A 15,080-nucleotide genomic window follows, 5' to 3' on the forward strand; every position below is an offset into this window, starting at 1 on the left:
ATTAAATATTCTTGAATAACATTGTGTGGGAGATCATATTAGAGGCGGATGGGTGAGAATGATCTGGTTGCATGAATTGTGCTGGCAAGCGACCTGTTTTAAGCGGCTGAAAGTGCGTCTTGAAGTCTTTGTCGCCAGCACGTGTTCCTGAAACCATATATAAAGGGTAGAAAATAAAGATGAGTAAAGCAGCAGTTAAACGTAAACCCCGTGCCCCCAAACCAGATGACGCCCTTCTGGGCGTTCCCCGCGCCGTCGACATGCATGTCGGCGCCCGTTTGAGATTGCGCCGAACATTGCTTGGCATCAGTCAGGAAAAACTTGGCGATTCCGTTGGCCTGACCTTTCAGCAAATTCAGAAGTACGAACGCGGTGCCAACCGGGTTGGCGCTTCCAGAATTTATGAATTCTCCCGTGTCCTCGATGTTCCGGTATCATATTTCTTTGATGAAATGAATGATGTCACGAAGGCAACCCGGGGCCGTCGTATTGACCTCAAGGGCCTGACAGATGGCGATCAGGTGGAACTGGAATCTGACCCGCTGGCACGTCGTGAGACCTTGGAGTTGGTTCGTGCTTACTATAAAATAAACGATCCAAAAATTCGCAAACGGCTGTTTGAATTGACAAAAACTCTGGCCAATAGCCAGGTCATTTCCTGAAAAAAGCAAACGGCGGATAAACCCCCTGTTTATGCACGGATTTATGGCTGTTGGGCAGTCGCGAATAATGCTTGACCGGTCTTCAAAATCTTGACAAAAGAACGTCATCGACAAGCCTGTAAAGGCTTGTCGACTTGGTCGTGGATGGATTTGGACTACTTGCCGCCACGTTAAATATTGCGCTAAGTGGGCTATATGATTTAAACGGCATGACCGTTTCGGCCCTTGGTCCAGTTGGACAATTCTACAATGATTCGGAGGGATCGAACGTGTCAAATACCGACTATCTGTTTACCAGTGAATCTGTTTCCGAAGGCCATCCTGACAAGGTTAGCGATCGGGTATCGGACGCTATTGTTGACGCCTTTCTGGCCGCCGATCCGTTATCGCGGGTGGCTTGCGAGACCTTATGCACAACCAATCGCATCGTTCTTGCCGGCGAAGTCCGTGGCCCCGAGCCGCTGGTTAACTCAAAAGGCGAAGTCGACAAAGAGCACATGGAACACATCGCCCGTCAGGCCGTCAAGTCCATCGGTTACGAACAGGACGGTTTCCATTGGCAGCACGCCGACGTCAGCGTTCACTTGCATGGCCAGTCCGGCGATATCGCCATGGGCGTCGATGCGGCAGGTAACAAGGATGAAGGAGCAGGCGATCAGGGCATTATGTTCGGTTACGCCTGCACCGAAACCGACAGCCTGATGCCGGCGGCTATTCATTTTTCCCATGGTATCTTGCGCTCCATGGCTGAAGCCCGTCATTCCGGCACGACTCCGGGCTTGTTACCGGATTCAAAAAGTCAGGTGACCTTGCGCTACGTTGATGGCAAGCCGGTCGGCGCGACATCCGTGGTGGTTTCGACCCAGCACACCGAAGACTTAAGCCAACAGGACATCCGTGAGCTTGTTCGCCCGCATGTTGAAGGCATTCTGCCGGATGGCTGGATGTGTCCGGAAGATGAATTCTATGTCAACCCGACTGGCCGTTTTGTCATTGGCGGGCCTGATGGCGACGCCGGGCTAACCGGTCGTAAAATTATTGTCGACACCTATGGCGGTTCCGCCCCCCACGGCGGCGGCGCGTTTTCCGGTAAAGACCCGACCAAGGTTGACCGTTCTGCCGCCTACGCTGCGCGTTACCTGGCCAAGAACGTGGTTTCCGCCGGCATCGCCGACGGCTGCACAATTCAACTCGCTTACGCCATCGGCGTTTCCAAGCCGCTGTCTGTCTATGTCGATACCCACGGTACAGGCGAAGTCGATGAGGCAAAACTTGTAGCCACCTTGTGCGAGATGGTTGATTTGAGCCCGCGCGGTATTCGCGAGCATTTGAAACTGAGCCAGCCGATCTATGAGCGCACCGCCGCGTATGGTCACTTTGGCCGCGAGCCGGAAGCTGACGGCGGCTTCTCGTGGGAGAAAACCGATCTCGCCGATGCCCTCAAATCGGCCTTCTGACAAACCGGACTGGCACGGGCGCAGGCATGGAAAAAAACTGCGCCCCGGCCACAAGGAACTTGTCGAAAAACGCCTGCCGGCCTTAAGGGTTACGGCCCAAAGCCCCGATCCTGACTTTGCCGCCACCATGGCGGAGACTCCGACCCATGTATGGCTGGAAATCGGCTTTGGCGGCGGTGAACATCTGGCCGCCCAGGCCAGGGCTCATCCTGATATTGGCTTTATTGGCGCCGAACCGTTTGTTAACGGGGTCGCCAAGCTGCTCAGTGCCATCGACGGCGAGGATTTGAAAAATATCCGTATCTGCGACGATGACGCCAGGCCCCTGCTCGACGCCATGGCCGAAAAATCTGTCGACAGGGCGTTCGTTTTGTTTTCCGACCCGTGGCCGAAAAGGCGTCAAAACAAGCGCCGCTTTATTGTGAAGGAAAACCTCGATCGCCTGGCCCGGGTCATGAAAGATGGCGCCCAGTTGCGCTTTGCCAGCGACCATATGGACTTTGTTTCATGGTCCCTGCAGCGCCTGATTGCCCATCCCTGTTTCAGTTGGCAGGCGCGAACGGCCGGTGACTGGCGGACGCCGCCGCAAGACTGGCAACCGACTCGATATGAGGAAAAAGCCCTGGCCCGTGGCGAACGCCCGGCCTACCTGCTTTTCAACCGCCTGCCCCGCTCGCCCAAATAACCAAAAAAACCTTGTGTTTTAAATGCCATCGGGTGTATATGTGCGCCTCAATCACGTAGGAATTATTACGTGTCTCGTTAGGTTCGGCATTGATCGAAATTGATGGGGTGGGCCTTGCGGCCCGCCTTTTGTTTTTGTGGAACGTGTTAAAGGCCCTTTAGTCGTATGGAACTTGTCCATCGTATCGAGGAAATGATCTCGCCTACCGTTGAAGCGATGGGCTTTAGGCTGGTCAAGGTGGATTACACAGGCGGTCGCAAGCCGCGCCTTCAGATTATGGCCGAAGAGGCAGACACAGGCCGCATGAATGTTGAGGATTGCGCAACCATCAGCCGGGCCGTTTCGGCGATACTGGATGTGGAAGATCCGCTTGCCGGGACGTATGCTCTTGAAGTCTCCTCACCAGGCATCGACAGACCCCTGACCAGGCCCGGGGATTTCGAGAAATTTGTCGGCTTTGACGCCAAAATTGAAACCAGCCGCGCCATTGACGGACGCAAACGCTTTAAAGGGCGGCTGGCGCAGGTAAATGACGAGATGGTCAGGATCGAGACCAAGGAGAAGGCTTACGATCTTGCCCACCAGGATATTAATAGTGCGAAACTGCTGCTCAGCGACGATTTGATCGCGGCAGCCCAAGGACAGCGAAAACAATGAATGAGACAATGAGCGAAACCGATGCAGTCCATGCCCGCCCGGAACTTTTGCAGGTTGCCGAAACAGTAGCGCGCGACAAGGGAATTGAGCAGGACGAAGTTCTCGAAGCGATGGAACAGGCCATTCAAAAGGCCGGGCGTTCCAAGTATGGCCACGAGCACGACATTCGCGCCACAATTGACCGTAAGTCTGGCGAAATCACTCTGGCCCGGTTCGTCGAGGTTGCCGAGGAAATCGAAAACGAAACTACCCAGACAACTCTGGAAGAAGCCCGCAAAACCAAGGCTGACGCCGAGCTTGGGGAGTTTCTGATTGATCCCCTTCCGCCCATTGATTTTGGCCGCATCGCCGCCCAGACCGCCAAGCAGGTGATTGTCCAGAAAGTCCGTGACGCCGAACGCAAGCGTCAGTACGAGGAATACAAAGAACGTTCCGGCGAAGTCGTCAATGGCCTGGTCAAGCGCGTCGAATTTGGCAATATCATTGTTGATCTTGGCCGCGCCGAAGCCTTGTTGCGTCGCGACGAGGCTATTCCACGCGAACACTTTAACAATGGTGACCGTATCCGGGCATATATCGTTGATGTCCGTGAGGAAATGCGGGGCCCGCAGATTTTCCTGTCCAGAACACACCCCAAGTTTATGGCCATGCTGTTTGCCCAGGAAGTGCCGGAAATTTATGACGGTATTATCGAGATTAAGTCGGTGGCCCGGGACCCCGGCTCACGCGCCAAAATCGCCGTGCTGTCCAACGATTCCAGCATCGACCCGGTTGGCCCGTGTATTGGTATGCGCGGTTCGCGCGTTCAGGCCGTCGTCGGTGAATTGCAGGGTGAAAAAATTGATATCATCCAATGGTCCATGGACCCGGCCACTTTCATCGTTAACGCCCTTGCCCCGGCAGAAGTCGCCAAGGTCGTTCTTGATGAGGAAAACAATAAAATCGAAGTCGTCGTTCCCGATGAACAGCTCAGTCTGGCTATTGGCCGGCGTGGCCAGAATGTCCGTCTGGCGTCGCAGCTTTCGGGCTGGGACATCGATATCCTGACCGAGGCCGAGGAATCCGAACGCCGCCAGCAAGAATTTATCAGCCGTTCCCAGATGTTTGTTGAAGCTCTGGATGTTGATGAAGTGATCGCCCACCTGCTGGTCACTGAAGGGTTCTCGTCGATCGAACAGGTTGCTTTCGTGCCCGTTGATGATCTGGTTGAAATTGAAGGTTTTGACGAAGATGTCGCCGAAGAATTGCGCGAAAGGGCTCGCGGCTTCCTTGAAGCGAGAGATCAGGAACTGGCGAAGCGTCGCAGCGAACTGGGTGTCAGCGATGACATCGCCGCCATTGCCGGGATCACACCGGTGATCATGGTGGCGCTTGGCGAAGGTGAAATTAAAACCCTCGATGACCTTGCCGACCTTGCCGGTGATGAATTGCTCGAGTTGCTGCCAGCTGATGTTTCCATGAGCCAGAACCAGGCCAATGAAATTATCATGGCCGCCCGTGCCCACTGGTTCCCGGGTGAGGATCTTGGGGCAAGCGAGACAGCTGAAAGTGAAGAAGCCGTGGCAGACGAAGCCGCAATTGAAGACGTGAAGGACGAGTAGAGGGCTGGCAAAATATGGCCGGGCGAAAAAATCCCCGCGTGAAGCAGAAAGGGGAAACATCGCTGCGACGCTGCATTGTCAGTGGCGCTGAAATGTCGAAAGACAAGATGGTGCGCTTTGTTGTTGGCCCGGGCGATGAAATTGTCGCCGATGTAGAAGCCCGTCTGCCGGGCCGGGGTTTTTGGTTGAGTGCTGAGCGTGGTATGATACATACGGCGTGCGCCAAAAACCTGTTTGCCAAGGCGGCGCGCGCAAAGGTCAACATCCCCGCCGATCTGGCTGATCGGGTTGAGGGCTTGCTGGCCAAGAGGTGCCTGAACCATGTTGGCTTGGCACGACGCGCCGGAGAGGCGGTTTCGGGTTTCGGTAAGGTCGAAGCCTGGTTAAAATCCGGCAAACCTGCCGGGGTGTTGATGGCTGCCGCTGACGGGGCCGAGGACGGGTTGGCGAAAGTTCGGGCATGGGCCGCAAAGACGCCGGTCATTGTCGCCCTCGACGCCAACGAATTGGGCCAGGCGTTTGCCCGCGAACGGGCGGTCCACGTGATCGTCGCGCCGGGTCGATTGGCTCATAACCTGCTGGTTGATGCCGGCAGACTTGAAGGGTTAAGAAAGACCGGGGCGAAAGCCCAGGCAACGACGACGTAGCTGGCTAAACTGGCCGCCCTTATGGGGTGGATTAATGAACGGAATACTGATGAGCGAGACCATAGACAAAGACAAGAAAAAGAAGCCCCTGGGCCTGTCGCGCCCGGGCACGTTGGAATTGAACAAGACCATTGAATCCGGTCAGGTTCGCCAGAGCTTCTCCCATGGCCGCTCGAAAATGGTCCAGGTTGAGGTTCGCAAGAAACGAACCTTTGCCCAGAATGACTCAGGCCGCATGTCCGAGGTCAAAGATGAGCCTGAACTGGTCTTAGAGCCGGTTGAAGAAGTCGTCGAAGTTGAAGAGAAACAGCCCGAAGTCGAAGCAACGCCTACTCCTGGCGCATCCCTGACGGGCGAAGAAAAGGCTGCCCGCGCCCGCGCCCTGCAGGACGCCAAGGTTGCCAGCGAAGAAGCTGCCGTCCTTGCTGCAATGGCGCCGCCGGCACCGGATCCTGAGCCTGATCCTGAGCCTGAGCCGGAACCAGAAGCCGCCCTGTCCGCTGAAGACGAGGCCGCTGCTGCTGCTGCCAAAGTCCAGGCCGAAGAAGAGGCCGCTCAGCGCAAGAAAGAACAGGACGCCGCCAGCGCTTCTGCTGCTGCGCAAAAGCTGGAAGCCGCGCAAAGTGGTGAAGGAGATGCCGCAAAGCACCGGCCAAAGCACGCCGTCCCCCGTGAAGAAGAAGTTAAACGTCCAACCCCCAAACAGCGTGGCGAGAAACGCCGTCGTTCAGGCAAGTTGACCATCGCCGAGGCTCTGGTTGACGGCGAAGAGCGGACCCGCTCGCTGGCCTCTGTCAAGCGAGCCCGCGAGAAGGAAAAGCAGAAACAGAAAAAAGTTCTCTCCGAGGGCAAGAAGATTATCCGTGATGTCGTCATTCCCGAATCCATCACCGTTCAGGAACTGGCCAACCGCATGGCCGAACGCGCCCACGATGTTATCAAGACATTGATGAAGATGGACGTCATGGCGACGATCAACCAGCCCATCGATGCCGATACGGCAGAACTTGTGGTTAGCGAATTTGGCCATAATCTGAAACGGGTCAGTGACAGCGATGTTGAAATCGGACTCAAGGACGGCGGTGATGATGATTCTCTTGAAAGCATGGAGCCTCGCGCCCCTGTCGTTACCGTCATGGGCCACGTTGATCATGGTAAAACGTCACTTCTGGACGCCCTTCGTGAAACCGATATTGCGGGCCGCGAAGCCGGCGGCATCACCCAGCATATTGGCGCCTATCAGGTAACCCATGACAGTGGCGAGAAAATCACTTTCGTTGACACCCCGGGTCACGCGGCCTTTTCGGACATGCGCGCTCGCGGCGCCAAGGTCACCGACATTGTTGTGCTGGTTGTCGCTGCTGACGATGGCATCATGCCGCAAACCGTCGAGGCGATCAGTCATGCCAAGGCTGCCGGTGTGCCGATCATTGTTGCCATTAACAAAATGGATGTGAGCGGCGCAGATGCCAGTCGTGTGCGTCAGGATCTTTTGCAGCACGATCTGGTGGTCGAGGAAATGGGCGGCGAAGTGATTACCGTCGAAGTTTCGGCCAAGGAAAAAACCAATCTGGACAAGCTCGAGGAAATGATCCTCCTGCAAGCCGAATTGCTTGACCTGAAGGCCAACCCGAACCGTCCGGCGGAAGGCGTTATTATCGAATCGAAAATGGAAACAGGTCGCGGTTCCGTGGCCACCATTTTGATCCAGCGCGGCACCTTGAAGACAGGTGATATTATTGTGGCTGGCGGTGAATGGGGACGGGTCCGCGCTTTGATAGATGATCACGGCCAGCAAATTGATGAAGCCAAACCATCCATGCCGATCGAAGTGCTTGGCCTAAATGGTGCGCCCGATGCCGGTGATGAAGTGAGCGTGGTTGAAAACGATTCCCGCGCCCGCGAGGTTACCGAATTCCGTCAGCGTCGCGTGAAAGACGCCCGTCATGTTGCCGGTGCGCGTGGCACCCTGGAGGAAATGTTCGAGAAAATCGGCCAGGGCGAAGTGCAGACCCTGCCGGTGGTTCTCAAGGCCGATGCACATGGTTCTGTTGAGGCGATTACTGCCGCCCTTGATAAAATGGCGACCGACGAAGTTAAGGTGCAAATGCTGCATTCGGGCGTTGGCGGCGTTAACGAAGCCGACATCACGCTGGCCAACGCCAGTGGCGGTTTTGTCATCGGCTTTAACGTTCGCGCCAATCCTCAAGCCCGCGACCTGGCAAAGCAGGACGCCGTTGAGATTCGCTATTACTCGATCATCTATAATGTCATTGATGACTTGCGTAGCGCCCTGTCTGGCATGTTAGCCCCCACCTTGCGCGAGAACCTGCTTGGTTATGCTGAAATTCTTGAAGTCTTCGGCGTCTCAAAAGTTGGTAAAGTTGCCGGGTGTCTGGTCAGTGAAGGCATGGTCAAACGTGGCTCAAGTGTACGTCTGCTGCGCGATGACGTGGTTATCCATGAAGGCGAGCTCAGCCAGCTCAAGCGTTTCAAGGACGACGTCAAGGAAGTCAAGGAAGGTACCGAGTGCGGTATGGCCTTCGCAAATTATGAAGACCTGAAGATCGGCGACCGGATCGAATGTTTCGATGTTGAGGAGATCGCCCGCGAGCTTGAAGCGTCTTAAGAAATAACTTCACGTCAGCTGGCTAAGTAGCCATGAACAAGCGTAACGCCCGCGCGCCATCACAGCGCCAACTTCGTGTCGGCGAAGAAATTCGTCATGCCATTGCCCACGTTCTTGAGCGCGGCGAGGTTCGTGATCCTGATCTGGCCGGGATTGCCATCACGGTGACCGAAGTGCGGGTCAGTCCCGATCTGAAAAACGCCACTGCTTATGTGGTTCCGTTAGGCGGTCTTGGTGATATGGCCGGGATCGTTGACGCCCTGAATCGTATCAGTTCGTTCTTGCGTCACCGGGTCGTTCAGGATGTCAAGTTACGCAGCGCCCCCAGGCTGTCATTCCTGGCAGATACCTCGTTTGATGAAGCCGGTCATATCAACGACCTCCTGCATTTGCCTGAAGTCGCCCGCGATTTGGAAAGCGACGACGACGATGGGGCGTAAACGCAAGGGCGATCCGGTCCATGGCTGGTTAATTGTCGATAAGCCCCTGGGGCTTACCTCAAGCACTGTCGTGGGCAAGGTGAAGCGGTTGTTTAACGCCGCCAAGGCCGGTCATGGCGGCACCCTGGATCCCCTGGCAAGCGGCGTTTTGCCCATAGCTTTTGGCGAGGCCACGAAAACCGTCTCTTATGTCATGGACGGCATCAAGGTTTATCAATTCACCGTTCGCTGGGGCGAAAGCCGGACCACCGACGATGGTGAGGGCGAGGTAACCCGGACCAGCGATGTGCGTCCCGATGAGGCGGCGATCAACGATGCGCTGAAATCCTTTGTTGGTGATATCGAGCAAGTCCCGCCGGCGTATTCGGCAATCAAGGTTGATGGCAAACGGGCTTACGATTTGGCCCGCAACGATATCGCCGTTGAACTGAAACCCAGAACCATCCATATCGAGCGCTTTGACCTGATTGATATGCCCGGCCCGGACCACGGGACCTTTGAAGTGGTCGCCGGAAAAGGCTCTTATATGCGCGGCCTGGCCCGTGATTTGGCTTTAAAATTAGGCACTTGCGGGCATATCTCGGCCCTCAGGCGGCTCAAAGTCGGTCCTTTTGATGAAAAGGTTGCGATTTCGCTGGATAAACTGGAGACCCTGGGGCATAGTGCGCCGCTCGCGGACCAATTGCTTGCTGTTGAGACCGCGCTGGACGACATCCCGGCGCTGGCCCTGACAGAAGAAGAGGCCCGCAACCTGCGGCACGGAAGGGCGATTTCCATCCTTCCCGTCGCAAACCGGTCATCCCTTGAAAAAGTCGACCCTGACGCAGTTTATTGCGCCATGGCCGATGGGAAACTGGTTGCTTTAACCAAGATCGCAGGCGGCGAGATTCGCCCCTTGCGGGTATTGAACTATTAACTTAGTGCAACCTGCCTTCGAAAGAAGGCAGACAAGTTGCCCTAATATTTTAAAATCGATCAAATTATCTGCCATCAACTGGCTTCATTTGATAGCAGTTTGATCTAATAATGGAGTACACGATGTCGATTACCGCTGACAAGAAGTCAGAGCTCATTGGCGAGTTCGCGACAGTTAAAGGCGACACAGGTTCGCCAGAAGTCCAGGTAGCGATCCTGACCGAACGGATCAACAACCTGACTGATCACCTGAAAACCCACAAAAAAGATCACCACTCCCGCCGCGGCCTGCTGATGATGGTTGGCCAGCGCCGGCGTTTGCTTGATTACCTCAAAAGCAGAAAAGTTGACCGCTATGAGGAACTGATCAAGCGCCTCGGGCTTCGCCGTTAAGGCTTTAGTCCAGGGGCCACCCCGCGACCGCTTGCACTTTATTAATGAATGCGGCGCGGTGTTTTTTATCAATCCGGATGAAGTGGCCCCAAATGACAACCCCGCTTAAAGGAAGGCCTTGGCGGGTATGATAGATGAAGGATAAGAGAAAGATGTTTAAAGAGTTTAGAAAAGAAATTGAATGGGGCGGACGTACCCTGGTTTTTGAAACCGGGAAAGTCGCTCGTCAGGCCGATGGGGCCGTCATGGTCACCTACGGCGACACAAAAGTTTTGTGTACGGTTGTTGGCGAAAGTAAGCCGAAGCCGGGATTGGACTTTTTCCCGCTGGGTGTTCACTACCTGGAAAAAGCCTACGCCGCCGGTAAAATTCCGGGCGGTTACCTGAAACGTGAAGGTCGTCCCAGCGACGCCGAAACCCTGACTTCCAGGCTTATTGACAGGCCGATCCGTCCGTTGTTCCCAAAGGACTACAAATGTGAAACCCAGGTCATTCTGACGTGCGTTTCCCATGACATGGAAAACCAGCCCGACATCGTCGCCATGATTGGCACATCAGCCGCGCTGACCATTTCCGGATTGCCGTTCATGGGCCCCATTGGCGGTTGCCGCGTTGGTTACATAAATGGCGAATACGTGCTCAACCCGCAGGTTGATGATATGGAGACTTCGGACCTGGACTTGATTGTCGCCGGTACCACCGAAGGCGTTCTGATGGTTGAATCAGAAGCTTCCGAGCTTTCCGAAGAAGTCATGCTCGGCGCTGTTGCTTTTGGTCACACGGCGTTCCAGCCGGTTATTGAAGCCATTATCGAAATGGCTGAAGCCTGCGCCAAGGAACCCCGCCCGCTGCCCGAACCGGTAGAAGGTGCGGCTGAAATGGCCACCATGATTGGTGATAAAGCCGAAGCCGGTTTGCGTGACGCTTACGCTGAAACCGACAAGATGGAGCGTCAGACCAAAGTTTCCGCGGCCAAGACGGCTGTTAAAGAAGAGCTCCGCGAAGATGAAAGCGTCGATCAGGAATTGCTCGAAAAAATCATGGGCGACGCCTTCAAGAAAATCGAAAAGCATATCGTGCGCCGCGATGTTTTGAAGACCGGCCTGCGTATTGATGGTCGCGACACCAAGACCGTGCGGCCCATTGCCGCCGAAGTAGGTGTCCTGCCACGGGCCCACGGCTCAGCCCTGTTCACCCGCGGTGAAACCCAGGCTGTGGTTGTCGCCACTTTGGGTACGGGCCAGGACGAGCAGCGTGTTGACGCGCTGGCTGGTGAATACTTTGAAAACTTCATGCTGCATTATAACTTCCCGCCGTATTCGGTTGGTGAAGCCGGTCGCTTCGGCTTTACCGGGCGACGTGAAATTGGTCATGGTAAACTCGCCTGGCGGGCTATCCATCCGGTGATGCCATCGAAGGATGACTTCCCCTACACCATTCGCGTGGTTTCCGAGATTACTGAATCCAACGGCTCCTCGTCGATGGCTTCGGTTTGCGGCACCTCCTTAGCCATGATGGACGCCGGTGTGCCGATGGCGCGCCCTGTCGCCGGTATCGCTATGGGCCTGATCAAGGAAGATGACGGCCACGCTGTATTGTCTGATATTCTTGGTGATGAAGATCATCTGGGCGATATGGACTTTAAGGTTGCCGGCACGGATCAGGGTATTACCTCGCTGCAAATGGACATCAAGATCACCTCGATCACCCAGGACATCATGAAGGATGCCCTGGCCCAGGCTAAGGATGGTCGTTTGCACATTCTGGACGAGATGGCCAAGTCCATCGATACGTCACGCGCCGAGGTTAGCTCAAACGCACCGCGTATTACCGCTTTCAAGATCAACAAAGACAAGATCCGCGAAGTGATTGGACCGGGTGGCAAGATGATTCGCGAAATTTGCGAAACAACCGGCGCCAAGATCGACCTTGAAGACGATGGAACGGTTAAGGTTGCCGCTGTCGATGAAAAGGCCGCTGAAGCCGCGATCAAGTGGATCAAGGATTTGACCCAGGAACCTGAAGTCGGCGCGATTTACACCGGCAAGGTCGTCAAAACCGTCGACTTCGGCGCTTTTGTCAACTTCATGGGTGCCAAGGACGGGCTCGTTCATATCAGTGAACTGGCTCCCGAACGGGTTGGCAAGACCACCGATGTCGTCAACGAAGGCGATATGGTCAAGGTCAAGCTGATTGGCATCGATGACCGCGGCAAGGTCAAGCTGTCCATGAAATCAGTCAATCAGGAGACTGGCGAGGAAATCGCTAAATAAAGCCTTCAATTTGCTAGGTTATGAAAAGGGCGGATGAAGTTATTGCATCCGCCCTTTTTACTGTCCCGGGGGCTTTGAATTCTATATTGTGCCCAAACATAAGCCCTTAAGTTTAAGTCTTAGGAGTCCTGTTGAAGTCTCTCGAACCTGTACTGATTTCCGGCCGTGAAGTTCTCCCGATTATCGAAGGTGGCAAGGGTGTTGCCGTGTCCAACGGCCTGAGCGCCGGGGCCTTTGCGGCGGCGGGTTGTGTCGGCACGGTGTCCGGCGTCAATGCGGATTCCTATGATCAAAACGGCGACGTTATCCCTCAGGTTTATCACGCCAAGACTCGACGCGAGCGTTGGCACGAACTGATTGCCTACGCCATTGATGGCGGCATTGCCCAGCTTCAGATCGCTCACGAGAAATCTGCTGGTAATGGCTGCATTCACGTCAACGTTTTGTGGGAAGCTGGCGGCACCCCGCAAGTTCTCGAAGGCATTCTTGAGGGCGCCAAGGGAATGGTCCACGGCGTCACTTGCGGCGCCGGCATGCCCTACAAAGTCGCTGAAATTGTCTCAAGTTACGGCGTCTATTATCACCCGATCATTTCATCAGCCAGGGCCTTTCGGGCGTTGTGGAAGCGGGCCTACCACAAATATGCTGAATTCCTTGGTTCTGTTGTCTACGAAGACCCGTGGCTGGCCGGGGGTCACAATGGCCTGAGCAACGTCGAAGATCCCGAGAAGCCACAGGATCCCTATCCGCGCATTGTTGAATTGCGCAAGATCATGCGCGAGTTCGGACTTGATAACACACCCATCGTTATGGCGGGCGGGGTTTGGTATTTGCGTGAATGGCAAGACTGGCTGGATAACCCTGAATTAGGCCCCATCGCTTTTCAATTTGGCACTCGCCCCTTGTTGACCAAGGAAAGCCCGGTTTCCAAAGCCTGGCAGAAGCGGCTGCTGACATTGAAAGAAGGCGATATTTTCCTTAATAAATTCAGTCCCACCGGCTTTTATTCATCTGCCGTGCGCAACAATCTGCTCAACGAACTTGAAGGACGGACCCTGCGCCAGGTGCCTTACAGCCGTGCAGCCGAAGGCGACATGAGCGAAGCCTTGCCGGTCGGGGCACGCGGGCGACCAATCTATTTAACGGCCGGTGACAAGGTCCGGGCGGAAGCCTGGATTGCCGAGGGTTACGATGAGGCTATGAAAACACCGGACGATAGTGTGATTTTCGTGGCCCGGGAAAAATCCCGCGAGATTGTCACCGATCAACAAAATTGCATGGGCTGTTTGTCCCAGTGCCGCTTCTCCAACTGGTCCGAAGGGGAATCCGGGACGACCGGAAAGCGTGCCGATCCGCGCTCGTTCTGCATTCAGAAAACCCTGCAGGATATCGCCCACGGCGGTTCGATTGAGGACAATTTAATGTTCTCGGGTCATAACGCATTTAAGTTTGGCAGCGACCCGTTTTACGAAAACGGTTTTGTTCCAAGCGTGCAACAACTTGTTGATCGTCTTGTCAGTGGCGATTGAAGGTATGGAAAAGGCTTTCTTTTCAAACCCATAAAAAAAATATGGTTACAAGCGACTTTCAAAGTTGGATTATTCCAAACTAATTGTTAAAGTCATGGAAACAAATAGAATCTTGCCACCCTTTAGGGTGGGTACAACAAAAAAATGGAAACAACACATGCGTCCTTATAGTCATTTTCTCGATCAAATCAGATTAGCGGGTCTGCGCCCGACGCGGCAAAGACTGGCCCTGGCCAAATTATTGTTCAGCGGCGAAAACCGTCATGTAACCGCCGAGTCTCTGCACGGGGAAGCCCAGGCGGAAAAAATGCGGGTTTCATTGGCGACCGTCTACAACACCTTGCATCAGTTCACCAGCGCCGGGCTGTTGCGCGAAATCGTTGTCGACGCCCAACGCTCGTACTTCGACACCAATACCGGCGATCACCATCATTTCTATTTTGAAGAAAATGGCATGTTGACCGATATCTCTGACGACATGATGTCGCTCACCAAGGTCCCGGAAGCTCCCGAAGGTATGGCGATCAAAAGCGTTGATATCGTCGTGAGAGTTGTGGAAAAAACTCAATAAAATCAACTATTACAATAAGTTATGGAATAGTTTAGAATTAATTGACTTTCCTTGCGCTTGACGACATATTGATGCCTGAAATTCGTTGCTACTGACGGCACAGGCCACAGACAGAATTAATCTTGAACAAAAGGAAGCATGAGATGCCCGCACTGAAAGATTCACAAACCGAACAAAACCTCAAAGACGCCTTCGCCGGTGAATCCCAGGCTAACCGTCGTTACCTGTATTTCGCCCAAAAGGCTGACATTGAAGGCTACAACGATGTCGCTACGGTTTTCCGTTCGACCGCCGAAGGCGAGACCGGCCATGCGCACGGTCACCTGGAATTCTTGGAAGAAACCGGCGATCCGGCGACCGGACTGCCGATTGGCGCCACCGGTGACAACCTGAAGGCTTCCGTCGCTGGCGAAACCCACGAATACACCGACATGTATCCGGGCATGGCCAAGACAGCTCGCGATGAAGGCTTCGATGAAATTGCCGACTGGTTTGAAACCCTGGCCAAGGCTGAAAAGTCTCACGCCGGACGTTTCCAGAAAGCCCTCGACACTCTCTAATCGGGCTTTCGCTACAAGGTTCAGGCGGGGAGTCCAGCAGTGGGCTTCCCGTTTTCGTTTT

Annotated in this window: 14 protein-coding genes; all 14 read left to right on the top strand. The window is 54.7% G+C overall.

The window, feature by feature from the left end:
* Nucleotides 1-179 precede the first annotated feature (179 nt).
* The 14 genes from HOL66_02315 (at nucleotide 180) to HOL66_02380 (ending at nucleotide 15,019) form a co-directional block, all read left to right on the top strand.
* Nucleotides 180-662, top strand: a complete 483-nt coding sequence (locus tag HOL66_02315; GenBank protein MBT5243062.1) for a helix-turn-helix transcriptional regulator — start codon at nucleotides 180-182, stop codon at nucleotides 660-662.
* Between the two features lie 269 nt (nucleotides 663-931).
* Entirely contained in the window at nucleotides 932-2,119 is a 1,188-nt protein-coding gene (locus HOL66_02320; protein MBT5243063.1) for a methionine adenosyltransferase, read from the top strand.
* Nucleotides 2,097-2,804, top strand: a complete 708-nt coding sequence (gene trmB, locus HOL66_02325; GenBank protein ID MBT5243064.1) for a tRNA (guanosine(46)-N7)-methyltransferase TrmB — start codon at nucleotides 2,097-2,099, stop codon at nucleotides 2,802-2,804. The genes HOL66_02320 and trmB overlap by 23 nt, the downstream gene beginning before the upstream one ends.
* 165 nt (nucleotides 2,805-2,969) lie before the next feature.
* On the top strand, nucleotides 2,970-3,461 hold the full coding sequence (gene rimP, locus HOL66_02330) for a ribosome maturation factor RimP (protein MBT5243065.1): 492 nt from the start codon (nucleotides 2,970-2,972) through the stop codon (nucleotides 3,459-3,461).
* Between the two features lie 8 nt (nucleotides 3,462-3,469).
* The gene (gene nusA / locus HOL66_02335; protein MBT5243066.1) at nucleotides 3,470-5,062 is read left to right on the top strand and encodes a transcription termination/antitermination protein NusA; all 1,593 of its coding nucleotides are present in this window, start codon (nucleotides 3,470-3,472) and stop codon (nucleotides 5,060-5,062) included.
* 14 nt (nucleotides 5,063-5,076) lie between these two features.
* Nucleotides 5,077-5,709 carry an RNA-binding protein gene (locus HOL66_02340; GenBank protein MBT5243067.1) on the top strand — a complete coding sequence of 211 codons (633 nt, stop codon included), beginning with the start codon at nucleotides 5,077-5,079 and terminating at the stop codon, nucleotides 5,707-5,709.
* Nucleotides 5,710-5,758: 49 nt separating this feature from the next.
* Nucleotides 5,759-8,338 carry a translation initiation factor IF-2 gene (gene infB / locus HOL66_02345; GenBank protein ID MBT5243068.1) on the top strand — a complete coding sequence of 860 codons (2,580 nt, stop codon included), beginning with the start codon at nucleotides 5,759-5,761 and terminating at the stop codon, nucleotides 8,336-8,338.
* A 32-nt stretch (nucleotides 8,339-8,370) separates the two neighbouring features.
* The gene (gene rbfA / locus HOL66_02350; protein ID MBT5243069.1) at nucleotides 8,371-8,778 is read left to right on the top strand and encodes a 30S ribosome-binding factor RbfA; all 408 of its coding nucleotides are present in this window, start codon (nucleotides 8,371-8,373) and stop codon (nucleotides 8,776-8,778) included.
* Complete coding sequence (truB, locus tag HOL66_02355) at nucleotides 8,768-9,694, top strand: tRNA pseudouridine(55) synthase TruB (GenBank protein MBT5243070.1); 927 nt, start codon at nucleotides 8,768-8,770, stop codon at nucleotides 9,692-9,694. Before rbfA ends, truB begins: the two co-directional genes overlap by 11 nt.
* A 122-nt stretch (nucleotides 9,695-9,816) precedes the next feature.
* The gene (gene rpsO / locus HOL66_02360) at nucleotides 9,817-10,086 is read left to right on the top strand and encodes a 30S ribosomal protein S15 (protein ID MBT5243071.1); all 270 of its coding nucleotides are present in this window, start codon (nucleotides 9,817-9,819) and stop codon (nucleotides 10,084-10,086) included.
* Between the two features lie 152 nt (nucleotides 10,087-10,238).
* Nucleotides 10,239-12,359: a polyribonucleotide nucleotidyltransferase gene (gene pnp / locus HOL66_02365; protein ID MBT5243072.1), complete on the top strand. Its 2,121-nt coding sequence runs from the start codon at nucleotides 10,239-10,241 to the stop codon at nucleotides 12,357-12,359.
* A 131-nt stretch (nucleotides 12,360-12,490) separates the two neighbouring features.
* Entirely contained in the window at nucleotides 12,491-13,888 is a 1,398-nt protein-coding gene (locus HOL66_02370) for a nitronate monooxygenase (protein MBT5243073.1), read from the top strand.
* Nucleotides 13,889-14,045: 157 nt separating this feature from the next.
* Nucleotides 14,046-14,459 carry a transcriptional repressor gene (locus HOL66_02375; GenBank protein ID MBT5243074.1) on the top strand — a complete coding sequence of 138 codons (414 nt, stop codon included), beginning with the start codon at nucleotides 14,046-14,048 and terminating at the stop codon, nucleotides 14,457-14,459.
* A gap of 143 nt (nucleotides 14,460-14,602) precedes the next feature.
* Nucleotides 14,603-15,019 (top strand): rubrerythrin, encoded by a 417-nt coding sequence (locus HOL66_02380; GenBank protein MBT5243075.1) that lies wholly within the window; start codon nucleotides 14,603-14,605, stop codon nucleotides 15,017-15,019.
* Nucleotides 15,020-15,080 lie beyond the last annotated feature (61 nt).

The sequence above is a fragment of the Rhodospirillaceae bacterium genome, assembly GCA_018662005.1.
Lineage (GTDB): Bacteria > Pseudomonadota > Alphaproteobacteria > Rhodospirillales > JABHCV01 > JACNJU01.